Genomic DNA, 11,476 nt, shown 5'->3' with positions numbered 1-11,476 from the left:
GAAAGCGTCCGTTCGTAGCGGAAATCAACTCTCCCTCGCGTTACTTCTATTTTAAAAGAAAAAAGACTGTAGGCAAACTCCATATTTTTTGGAGTTTGTCTACAGTCTGAAACGCCTATGTTATAGACGTGTAAATATTTATTTACATAAAAAAACTGCCGCTCACACGACAGTTTTAATTAGCTTATTATTTTACTTGTGCACCATTTTCTAGTTTTTCATCAACAGTTGCTAGAGTTAAGTATCCATCTTTTTCACCAGCTAAAATCATCCCTTGGGATAGTTCTCCACGAAGTTTTACTGGTTTCAAGTTAGCTACTACAATTACTTTTTTACCTACTAGCTCCTCTGGTTTATAATGCTTTGCTATTCCTGAGACAACCTGACGTTTTTCATATCCTAAGTCTAATTGTAATTTTAATAACTTATCTGCTTTAGGAATAGCTTCACATTCCAATACTGTTGCTACTCTTAAATCCACTTTAAAGAAGTCATCAATAGAAATTTCCTCTGATTCCTCTTGCTCTTGCTCTTCCTCTGCCTCTTCCTCCACCTCTTCTTGTAGAGTTTTGACAGAACCGCGCATTTGCTCACGTATAAAAGCTACTTCTATATCTACGTCTAAACGAGGGAAAATTGGCACTCCTGTACTAATTACTTGTGTACCCTCAGGGATAACATTAAAATCACCAAGTTTCTCCCATTGTAGCTGAGCGTCCGTTAAGCCTAGCTGCTCCATAATTTCTTTTGGGCTATTTGGCATAAATGGTTGGATTAAGGTCGCTATCTGACGAAGACTTTCCGCTAAGTTGATCATAACACTTGCAAGTTGCCCTTTTCTTGCTTCATCCTTTGCTAGAACCCATGGCTGAGTCTCATCAATATATTTGTTTGTACGAGACACAAGCGACCATAAATCTCCTAATACAAGGCTAAACTGCATTTTCTCCATATTGACTTCATATTTTTCTATTGCTTCTTTAGCAAATTGATGTAAAGTTGCATCAAATTCTGTCGCTTCTCCTTGGTTAACAGGAATTTTACCATCAAAGTATTTGTTGATCATCGAGACTGTTCTATTTAAAAGATTCCCAAGATCATTGGCAAGGTCAAAATTCGTACGTTCTACAAAGGATTCCGGTGAAAACACACCATCTTGTCCAAATGGAAGCTCACGAAGTAGGAAGTAACGTGTCGCATCAAGTCCATAACGCTCCACTAGCATCTCTGGATATACAACATTTCCTTTTGATTTTGACATTTTACCGTCTTTCATCATGATAAATCCATGTGCGAACACTTTTTTCGGAAGAGGTAAGTCTAAAGCCATTAAGAAAATCGGCCAATAAATTGTATGGAAGCGTACTATATCCTTCCCTACTACATGTACATCTGCTGGCCAATATTTTTTAAACAGGGTATCGTCATCTGACATATAGCCTAGGGACGTAATATAGTTTGTTAAAGCATCTACCCACACATAAATGACATGCTTTGCATCTCCTGGAACACGAATTCCCCAGTCAAAGGAAGTTCTCGATACAGACAGATCTTCTAAACCAGGCTTGATAAAGTTATTGATCATCTCATTTTTTCTGGATTCCGGTTCTATAAACTCTACATTGTTTTCGTAGTATTCCAATAAACGTCCTGCATATTTTTTCATATTGAAGAAGTATGATTCTTCTTTTACTTTGTGAACTGGTCGTCCACAGTCTGGACAATTTCCTTCGTCTAATTGAGTTTCTGTGAAGAAAGATTCACAAGGTGTACAGTACCAGCCCTCATACTCGCCTTTATAAATATCTCCATTGTCTAGAAATTTTTGGAAAATTTTCTCTACTGTTTGTTTATGACGATTTTCTGTTGTTTGTATAAAATCGTCATAAGATATATCCATAGTTGCCCAAGTTTTCTTAGCAGCTAATGCAATTTCGTCCACATATGCTTGTGGCTCCATTCCCGCTTCTTGAGCTTTTTCCTGTATTTTTTGGCCATGCTCGTCCATCCCAGTTAAAAAGCGAACGTCATATCCTCTTAATCGTTTATAGCGTGCCATTGCATCGGAAGCTACCGTTGTATAAGCCGTTCCAATATGGAATTTACCACTTGGGTAGTAAATAGGGGTCGTAATATAAAATGTTTTATCTTGTGCGCTCAATGCTAATTGCCTCCAATGCTGAATCTTCTATATACTTTATTCTATCGAAATGGGGTAGTTGTTTCAATCTATACCTCTGAAGCAATTTTGTCGAATTTTCTTTATGACTTACATTATTTCCAATAATAGCTAGATTATTCCTAAGAATGATATAATAATTATTTTTATTAGGTATATTATGTAAACATAGTCATATTTTTATCATCCATTCTAATAAAATCAGAAGAATAATTATTGACCAATATGGTAGTACTTGGTATGATTAAGTACATAAAAGAGGTTAATGTCGAATTTTGGCGAAAAATATACACTCTTGAGAGGAGAAACTTTAATAATGAAATCTACAGGTATAGTTCGTAAAGTTGATGAGTTAGGACGCGTTGTTATTCCTATTGAACTTCGTCGTACACTAGGTATAGCAGAAAAAGATGCGCTTGAAATATATGTTGACGATGATAAAATCATCTTAAAAAAATATATGCCAAACATGACTTGTGCAGTTACTGGTGAAGTATCAGATGAAAATCTTCGTCTTGTTGGGGGCAAATTAATTTTAAGCCCAGAAGGTGCAGAACAATTAATTAAAGAAATTCAAAGCAGCTTAAAATAAGACCTAAAAAACATCCGTGCAGACGGATGTTTTTTTAAACCTTTGAACTTTATAATATGCAATGAGATTTTATAAGAACCGATCCCCTACTCAATCTATATCATAGCTAGGGAAATTGCTATTCTACGTGATAACTTTGGTAAACCTCTCTTTTAGGTAACCCACGTTGAATGGAAACTTCTTTAATTGCATCCTTTGATTTCAGTTGCTTTTCCTGTATTAAATGCTCGACATGTTCTTCAATGCTTAAATCTTTCCACCAAGCTTCTTCTATTTCTTCTTTAGCTTCACTGCCAGCAAGTACTATACAAAATTCACCACGAATTTCATTTGTTTCTGCCCATTCGACTGCTTCGTCTATTGTGCCTCTTAAAAACTCCTCAAATTTCTTTGTAAGCTCTCTCGCTAATACAATTTGGCGTGTTCCATCCATAATGGCTTGCATATCTTTTAAAGATTCCTTCAAACGGTGAGGAGACTCATATAATAGAATTGTTTCTTGTCTCTTTTCTAGCGTTGTAATTTCTGCTTTTCTTTCCTTCTTATTTCTGCTAAGAAATCCGTAAAAAAAGAACGGTTGCGTAATCATTCCCGAGGCTATCAAAGCACTAATTGCTGCATTTGCTCCTGGAACTGGTACTACTGCAAATCCTTCTGCTATTGCTTTTGCAGCAATATCTGCTCCTGGATCTGAGATACACGGTAGACCCGCATCACTTACCAATGCAACTTGTTTCCCATCCCTCAATATTTCTAATATTTTCTCTCCACCAGCTAGCTGGTTATGATCATGATAGCTTGTTAAAGGCGTAGATATCTCAAAATAGTTACATAACTTCTTCGTATTCCTAGTGTCTTCTGCTGCTATATAGTCGACTTCCTTCAAAATCCGAATAGCACGCATTGTCATATCCTCTAGGTTACCTATTGGGGTAGCTACTAAATACAAACAACTACTGTTTTCATGTTCTGTTGATTTTTGTGAATTCATTGGCTGACTCACCTCTCATATGTGCTATTTTTTGTTTTCTTGTAAGTTGCTTAAATGCATATTCTGCCTGCATTGCCTCTTGTTTTGACTCGAAAATTTCCTTATAAATACACTTTACTGGGAGTCTTGCCCTCGTGTACTTTGCTCCTTTTCCTTCATTATGAACCTTAATACGCTTAAACAAATCATTCGTATAACCCGCATAGTAGGAGCCGTCATTACATTGTAATACATAAAAAGTGTGCTCTTTATTTGTCTCCATACAGCATCTCTTTAACCTCATCTGTGTATTGTCCATCTTCTCCGTACACATAAAGAGGAGGTAAAATTTTTAAATCTGGTTTTCCATCCTTAATAGCCTCAATCAATAATGTATTAGCTTCCTTACCTTTTTTGGGATAAACAAACCGAATACGTTTTGGCTCAAGTCGGTTGGCTCGCATAGATGTAACAATATCCAACAACCTCCCAGGGCGATGAACAAATGCTGCCTTCCCTCCCTGTTTGAGTAGCTCACTAGCTGATTGCACTGCCTCTTCCAGGGTAAGATGTATCTCATGTCTTGCAATAGCTAGATGTTCCTTGAGATTTTTGTCACTTGCTTCATGTGCTGGAAAATAAGGAGGATTACAGGTTACCACATCATATTTTTCAGTTCCAATTTTACTTGCTATACCTATAACATTATCTTGCATAATATGAATTTGTTCTGTTAGCTTGTTATACTCGACACTTCTGTTTGCCATATCAGCTAATCTTTCCTGCAATTCAATACCCACTATTTCTGCTTGTGATCGTGCACTTAGGAAAAGAGGAATAGCTCCATTTCCAGTACATAGATCTACTATTTTTCCTCTTTTAAATGGGACATATGTAAATCTTGCTAATAAAACTGCATCTAAGGAAAAGGAGAAAACAGAAGGGCTTTGTATAATTCTTAAATCCTCTGCCAATAAATAGTCTAGCCTTTCATCATCCTTTAGCCATTGCTCCATAACTTAAACCTCCATAAAACAAAAGACTGACACCCACCTATGGAGTGGCATCAGTCAATTGATTAGACATTTTGTTTATTTAAAAAAGATAAGCAAAATAAACAATCTTCTTCCTTCCGAGCGCTTCCGAAATGAACATGACATACATGGTAACCTTCCTGATAAAGCCTTGCTAGGTTATCATAGCCTTCACCTATATCTGCCTTGTTTAATCGTTTCTCTCGTATCTTTTCGTCCATTACTTCTTTTCCATGTATTTCATCAAGTCTTTGTCTTAAATGATTGTTCTCTTCTTGTAACGCTTGACGTTCTTCTATCATAATCGCTACAAATTCTTTCAAAGCGCGAAATTGGAGCTGCGTGGACTCTAACTGTTTTTCAAATTCTATAATTGTATCAAAAAAATTACGGTCCATCACCTATTCACCTCATTGCCCCGTCCATTATACTGGATTTTTAGCATAGTTTACAACCTCATCTAACGTATAGTCTAATATACGAAGTGGATCACTTAACTCAATACGTAAAATTCTCTCTAAAATATTCATGCTAACTACTTTTCCGAATCCATCTGGTGTCTCAATTTTATCACCAATGTCAGGCATTTGCTCTCTTGCAGCCTCATATTCGTCATTTTCATACTTTAAGCAGCACATTAGACGTCCGCACAATCCGGAAATCTTAGAAGGATTCAATGATAGGTTTTGATCTTTTGCCATCTTAATAGATACTGGCTCAAAATCACCTAAAAAGGTTGAACAGCAAAGCATTCTTCCACAAGGACCAATACCACCTAGCATTTTTGCCTCGTCGCGCACCCCTATTTGTCTGAGTTCAATTCGAGTTCTAAATACAGAAGCAAGATCCTTTACTAAATCACGAAAGTCTACTCGACCCTCCGCTGTGAAATAGAAGATAATTTTGTTTCGGTCGAATGTATATTCAACATCTACAAGCTTCATCTCTAATTCTCTTTGTAATATTTTTTCGGTTCCCAATGCTAATGCCTGGGCCGATTCTAAACGATTTTCTTCCACTTGGATTTTGTCCTTCTCCGTAGAAGGACGGACTACTTGCTTCAAAGGTAAAACGACATCGTTTTCTCCTACTTGTTTAATAGGTACGACGACTTTCCCATATTCTACGCCACGAGCAGTTTCAACGATTACATAGTCATCTTTCTCTAAAGCGTAGTCTACTGGATCAAAATAATATATTTTACCCGCTTTCTTAAAGCGGACTCCTACAACATTATACAAAACTATACCCCTCCTGCAGGTTAAGCATCAGCTGCTCCATCATCAGTGTCCGGTTCATATTTCTATGCAAATTTTGCTTTGCATCTAAAATCAATTCTAACTGTTTAGACAATTGCTCATACGTCTTTTGTAATGCTATCTGTTTCCAGAATGAAATCATATCTGGATAGGTACAAACTGCGAGTGGAGTTGCTTTTATAGCTACTATATCACGATAAGCAAATAGTAGTAAATCTAATACTTGTTCTGCACTTTCCTTTTCTTTTAGCAAAGGACCAAAATCTTCATGTATGCACATAAGGGCATCCTGAACACTTTTTTCACTTGCTTCCACCAATTTTATCACTGATTTCCTTGCAAGTCCAAATTGCTCGTCTTTCGCTAAAATTAGAGCTTCTTCTACTTGATTCGTCATTCTACTAACTGTAGAAGCCATTGAATCAGTAATTCCCTCTTCCATTAACTTCTTTTTTAATACTCCCTGTGGCATGGTGGCTAAGCCTATATGCTGACATCTGGACCGTATTGTTGGTAATAAGGCATGCATCTTATCGGTCAATAAGATGGCAGTAATTTCGCTCTGAGGCTCCTCTAAAAATTTAAGTAATGTATTAGAGGAGCTTGTGTTCAATCGATCTGCTTCATGTATTACATAAACCTTTCTTCCTCTTTCAATAGAGGTTTTGCTCATCTCATGTATTAATTCATCAATTTGATTTCTTTTTATATTTTGACCATCTGGCTCCAGTTGAATAATGTTCAAATGATTAGATGATTTTAATCTTTTACAGTTTCGACATGTTTCACATGGAACATTTTCTGTCGAATTTTCGCAAAACATAAGCTGTACAAAAAATTGCATAACTTTTGTTTTACCTGTACCATTAGCACCTTCAATAATGTAGGCATGTCCAATACGATTTTTTGCTACTATGGATTGAATTTGTTTAATCGCAGTAGGTTGTATTTTTTCTATTCCTTCAATGGACCATTCTTCTTCCATGCTCATAGTGGTTCCACCTCTCTAAAAAATCCCGTGTTTCGCACGGTGCGATAACACGGGAACATTACGTATATAGATTAATAAGTAATCCTTTAATTTCGCCTATTTTATCTAATAATTCTATAGAGCTTTTTTCTTGGCTCAAAATTTCTTCTGCTAGCTCTACCAATTTTTCATCAATAGTCTCTACGATTTTTAACTTTCTTCCTTCACCAAATCGATTCCATGTATGAGATTGCTTTAATCCCATTCCAAAATCCACAGCTTCCTCTAGAAACTTTTTAATCAGCATTTTAAACTTAGCCATATCACGTAGATTTCTAGACCTTGCTAAACGATCTCCTGCTGTAGTAATATCTCCTAACAGTTTCGTTAAGGCTTCGGTTTGCATCCGCTGATCCTGCTTTGTAATCATTTGGCCAAACTTTGCAGATTGAATATTATTCTGCATAGTATCCTTGCGTATCTTATCTATCCCTACTCGTACATCTTGATTTATCTTCAAAGTTTTCGATCCTTTCCTTCATTATTAAAAATGATGGAATTGTTCAATTGGAAGAACAAATACTGTAGCTCCTCCTACCTCTACTTCCACTGGGTACGGAATGTATGAATCAGCATTTCCTCCCATAGGTGAAACTGGGGCTACCATCTGTTCACGTGCTCTACAATTGTCTCTTATTAATTCTAATGCAGAAGATACTAAGGAGTCATCTGTACCGATCAGAAACGTAGTATTTCCAGATCTTAAAAACCCACCTGTACTAGCAAGTTTTGTTGCACGAAACTTTGCTTTCGTTAACGCATTTGACAATCTATTACTATCTTGGTCCTGCACTACGGCTACTATTAATTTCATCGCTACTCACTCCCACTTTTCTATTCTGTTTATTTTATTATAGCATTAATTACCTAAAAATTTCTAATTCCATTTTTACTACTTTATAGGTAGCTTCTAATACTTCTTCGAGCTTTTGAGAAGCATCGATTACCTTAATTCTGTCTGGATATTGTTTTACTAAGTTAAGGTAGCCTTCTCTAACCTTTTCATGAAATTGAAGACTCTCTACATCTAGCCTATTTTTTTCTCTACTGCTATGTGCATTAATTCTTTCTAACCCAACACTTGGTTCTATATCAAAAAGAATCGTGCGGTCGGGCATAGTCTGTCCAATTGCAAATTGATTGATTGCTAATATTTCTTCTACCCCTATTCCTCTTGCATGTCCTTGATATGCAAGCGAACTATCAATAAAACGATCACAAATAACAATTTTACCAGCTTCTAGAGCAGGCAAAACTTTTTCAACTAAATGCTGTCTCCTTGCTGCAGCATATAATAATGCCTCCGTACGGCTATCCATCATTGTATGCTCGTTATCTAAGATTATTCCTCTTATTTTTTCCGAGATATTAATGCCTCCAGGCTCTCTTGTCATCACGACCTCAAAGCCCTCTTCCATTAATCTTTTTCCAAGTAATTGCATGACAGTTGTCTTGCCCGCACCTTCTGGACCCTCGCTTGTTATAAAATACCCTTTTTTTTGCACTATTAATCCTCCACAACATAAATTAGCTTTTCATCAAGTCTATGATCTCCCTGGAAGGTAGCTCCTTTATCAATCCATTCCTCCAGTTCAGTTAACATAGAAATCGTAATCTTTTCTCCTGGAATGAATAATGGTACTCCCGGTGGATACGGAATGAGTATTCCTTTTGCTATTCTTCCTATGGAGCGAACATAGGGAACCCACTCGCCTTTTTTCTCATTTAAGAGGCTCATATTCATTTCAATCGTAGAAACAGATTTAAACGAGTTATTTCTTATATCTTTAGGAATTATCGGTGTTTCTTTTTTAAGCTCATCTACGGCCATTTTAATTCGTTTTCTTACCTCTGCAAAAGGGTAGTCTTGGTCCTTTTTTAGTAAAGGAAGAATTATTAAAACCTGATAAGTATCCGCAAGCTCCGCATATACATGTTGTGCTTCTAAAGCCTGTTGAACTTGAAAACCCGAATAGCTCCCAACACGTATTAGTAATTTCAGTGGATCATTAACTTCTATTACTTCCACTAGCTTAATCGTTTGGAGTGCCTGAATGAACAAATCTCTTTTATATATTAATTGTTTGAAATCCATTTCATTGTATCTTTGTACATAGCTTCTTGCATCATCTAAGGATGCCATTACTAAATAAGAAGGACTGCTTGATTGAAGCATCCTTAAATACTTGTTTACTTGAGAAGCTTTTATAATAGAAGAATTTATATGTAAGTAAGAACCCATTGTCATAGATGGTAATGTTTTGTGTGCAGATTGTACTACTATATCTGCACCGAAATCAAGAGCAGATAATGGAAAACCGCTGTTTGCCTTAAAATGTGCTCCATGTGCTTCGTCTACTAGGACTGGGATACCTTTTGTATGGCAATAATCGATAATCTCTTTTATCTCATTAGAAGCCATTCCATAGTAAGTTGGGTAAGTGAGTAGAACACCTTTTACTAAAGGAAACTCTTCTATTGCGCTTTTAATGGTGTTGGCAGAAACAAAGGTTGTTGTTTTTGTGCGAGAATCCCATTCTGGTGTAACAAAAATAGGTTCAACACCTACTAGCTCAATTGCATGAAAAATTGACTTGTGAGCATTCCTCTGGACTATTAACTGTTCTCCATACTGGCATGTTGCATATAGCATAGCTAAATTGCCAACAGTCGTTCCATTGACAAGAAAATAACTTTTTTTTGCCCCGTATGTAGACGCTAACAATTCTTCCGCTTCTTTAATAGCTTCTTCTGGATGATGTAAGTCATCTAAGCCTTTAAGTTCTGTAAGGTCATAGGATAAGGCCTCTTTAATAACCTCAGGAAGATTGGATAACACCCCATGTTTATGTCCTGGTACATGAAAGGAGATATTCTTTTGACTATGAAATTTTTCAAGCGCTTCTACTAAAGGTCGTTTTTCATGCATTTCTTATACCTCACCAAACTTTATTATCTTTCTATTATACATGAAATAAGACATGAAATAAGGATAGATGATTTGAACCTATTTTTGGCCAGAAAGGGCAGAACTTTATTAAATATTTATTTTCCGGGAAATTATTTTATTGTATGAATATGGCTCCTAATGCACAACAAATTGGATCCACACATATTATGCGGAGAATGTATAGTAATGACGATATAGAAAGGAGCTGCCCTATAATTTTCCCGTTTGACTACACCTCCCCATCCGCTCAATTCACTTTTGACGTGAACACAAGTAACTTGTTTAAAAAAGATAGCCAAAACTTTATTAATGTTTTAGGGATTCAACAATTAAATACACTAGATAATATATCCTTACTTGATATTTTTCTTAGTCCAAACAATGTGATCGAGCCCCATTACCACCAAAATGCTGCCGAACTTGTCTATTGTATTTCTGGTGGATTAACCGTCTCATTATTGAATCCCTTTACTAAGCAAATGCAACATTTTCCGCTCTCACCTGGCCAAGTAGCAAATGTACCTCAAGGATGGTGGCATTATGAAGTAGCTACAGAGAAACATACACATCTACTGGCCATTTTTAATGCACCAACACCAGAAGTAATACTAGGATCAGATATCCTGAAGTTGACTCCAGCGAATATTATGGCCCATACCTATTGTTTAGATAAAACTCTTTGGGAAAAAGCAATTGCACCAGTAGTACCTTCCACATTTATTGGTCCACCTGCGAGCTGTAACAAAACTACTGAAAGTTAATTCTTAACATAATGAGTTGCAGACAAGATGACATGGACTATTCCCATGTCTCTTTTATGTTTTTTTCACACTTACTTAGCGGGAGATTGATTTTTGTTTTAAGGCTATGTTAAAGATAAAAGTCGATTTGAAAATGCACGAAACAAATAACTTCTGCCTCTCTACTTTTCCTAGTGGGTTTTAAGTGAATTTTTTTGGCTAAAAATTACGGTGTTAGTTCCATAAAATAGCCGTAATCGTTAACCTAACAAAGGCACTATTGCTATTGATAATACTAAACTTATTAAGAATGTAATTAGCCAATCTCTTTTTTGAGTTGTCTTAAGTAGTATATTCAATACAGACCCAATACAAATACATACTATAAATCCGACAACAATATTAATGAGTTCCATGAGATACCTCCTAACAAAAATATTTTCCCATTTACCCACAAATTCATTGACACAACTAGTCTAAGCCGTTCGTATTTAAAGGTCAGCCCAAATTGGTTGACCTTTTTGTATTGATTTTTATTATAACATTCTTCCTTGCTCCCTCGAACCCTTTGTCTCTTCGCTTTTTCCTGTAAAAGACAAAACAAAAAAGCCGCCACCGATTACTCGGTGACGACTTCCTTTAGTTGCCCAGCGACGTCCTACTCTTGCAGGGGGACGCCCCCAACTACCATCGGCGCAGAAGAGCTTAACTTCCGTGTTCGG

At 36.4% G+C, this 11,476-nt stretch carries 13 protein-coding genes and 1 rRNA gene; 2 read left to right on the top strand and 12 right to left on the bottom strand.

The genetic code is table 11. The features are described 5' to 3' along the window. Positions 1 to 187 precede the first annotated feature (187 nt). Positions 188 to 2,161 carry a methionine--tRNA ligase gene (gene metG, locus AC06OU_RS14455; RefSeq protein WP_475856711.1) on the bottom strand — a complete coding sequence of 658 codons (1,974 nt, stop codon included), beginning with the start codon at positions 2,159 to 2,161 and terminating at the stop codon, positions 188 to 190. A 334-nt stretch (positions 2,162 to 2,495) separates the two neighbouring features. On the opposite strand from metG, the gene AC06OU_RS14450 reads away from it, so the two are divergent. Next, complete coding sequence (locus AC06OU_RS14450) at positions 2,496 to 2,771, top strand: AbrB/MazE/SpoVT family DNA-binding domain-containing protein (protein ID WP_144541581.1); 276 nt, start codon at positions 2,496 to 2,498, stop codon at positions 2,769 to 2,771. A gap of 118 nt (positions 2,772 to 2,889) precedes the next feature. Here AC06OU_RS14450 and rsmI read toward each other — a convergent pair whose 3' ends face one another. The 10 genes from rsmI to AC06OU_RS14400 form a co-directional block, all read right to left on the bottom strand. Next, positions 2,890 to 3,762, bottom strand: coding sequence for a 16S rRNA (cytidine(1402)-2'-O)-methyltransferase (gene rsmI, locus AC06OU_RS14445; RefSeq protein ID WP_475856709.1), 873 nt, complete (start codon positions 3,760 to 3,762; stop codon positions 2,890 to 2,892). Continuing rightward, positions 3,734 to 4,024, bottom strand: coding sequence for a GIY-YIG nuclease family protein (locus AC06OU_RS14440; RefSeq protein ID WP_169360338.1), 291 nt, complete (start codon positions 4,022 to 4,024; stop codon positions 3,734 to 3,736). Before AC06OU_RS14440 ends, rsmI begins: the two co-directional genes overlap by 29 nt. Then, positions 4,011 to 4,757 carry a tRNA1(Val) (adenine(37)-N6)-methyltransferase gene (locus AC06OU_RS14435; RefSeq protein ID WP_475856706.1) on the bottom strand — a complete coding sequence of 249 codons (747 nt, stop codon included), beginning with the start codon at positions 4,755 to 4,757 and terminating at the stop codon, positions 4,011 to 4,013. The genes AC06OU_RS14440 and AC06OU_RS14435 overlap by 14 nt, the downstream gene beginning before the upstream one ends. Positions 4,758 to 4,819: 62 nt before the next feature. Continuing rightward, on the bottom strand, positions 4,820 to 5,176 hold the full coding sequence (gene yabA / locus AC06OU_RS14430) for a DNA replication initiation control protein YabA (RefSeq protein WP_169360336.1): 357 nt from the start codon (positions 5,174 to 5,176) through the stop codon (positions 4,820 to 4,822). Between the two features lie 24 nt (positions 5,177 to 5,200). After that, positions 5,201 to 6,016 carry a PSP1 domain-containing protein gene (locus AC06OU_RS14425; protein ID WP_169360335.1) on the bottom strand — a complete coding sequence of 272 codons (816 nt, stop codon included), beginning with the start codon at positions 6,014 to 6,016 and terminating at the stop codon, positions 5,201 to 5,203. After that, entirely contained in the window at positions 6,009 to 7,025 is a 1,017-nt protein-coding gene (locus tag AC06OU_RS14420; protein ID WP_475856704.1) for an AAA family ATPase, read from the bottom strand. The genes AC06OU_RS14425 and AC06OU_RS14420 overlap by 8 nt, the downstream gene beginning before the upstream one ends. 58 nt (positions 7,026 to 7,083) lie before the next feature. Beyond that, positions 7,084 to 7,524, bottom strand: a complete 441-nt coding sequence (locus tag AC06OU_RS14415; RefSeq protein WP_169360334.1) for a YaaR family protein — start codon at positions 7,522 to 7,524, stop codon at positions 7,084 to 7,086. A 24-nt stretch (positions 7,525 to 7,548) separates the two neighbouring features. Continuing rightward, positions 7,549 to 7,878, bottom strand: a complete 330-nt coding sequence (locus AC06OU_RS14410; RefSeq protein ID WP_142643831.1) for a cyclic-di-AMP receptor — start codon at positions 7,876 to 7,878, stop codon at positions 7,549 to 7,551. A 49-nt stretch (positions 7,879 to 7,927) separates the two neighbouring features. After that, on the bottom strand, positions 7,928 to 8,569 hold the full coding sequence (tmk, locus tag AC06OU_RS14405) for a dTMP kinase (RefSeq protein WP_475856702.1): 642 nt from the start codon (positions 8,567 to 8,569) through the stop codon (positions 7,928 to 7,930). A 2-nt stretch (positions 8,570 to 8,571) separates the two neighbouring features. Beyond that, the gene (locus tag AC06OU_RS14400; protein ID WP_475856701.1) at positions 8,572 to 9,993 is read right to left on the bottom strand and encodes an aminotransferase class I/II-fold pyridoxal phosphate-dependent enzyme; all 1,422 of its coding nucleotides are present in this window, start codon (positions 9,991 to 9,993) and stop codon (positions 8,572 to 8,574) included. A gap of 197 nt (positions 9,994 to 10,190) precedes the next feature. Between AC06OU_RS14400 and AC06OU_RS14395 the strand changes: the two genes are divergently transcribed. Next, entirely contained in the window at positions 10,191 to 10,775 is a 585-nt protein-coding gene (locus AC06OU_RS14395; protein WP_475856699.1) for a cupin domain-containing protein, read from the top strand. A gap of 624 nt (positions 10,776 to 11,399) precedes the next feature. Here AC06OU_RS14395 and rrf read toward each other — a convergent pair. Next, positions 11,400 to 11,476 (bottom strand): 5S ribosomal RNA (gene rrf, locus AC06OU_RS14390); the annotation flags it as partial.

The organism is Psychrobacillus sp., from assembly GCF_056205495.1.
The sequence above is the reverse complement of the archived record's forward strand: the minus strand, read 5'-3'. Positions and strand labels throughout refer to the sequence as shown.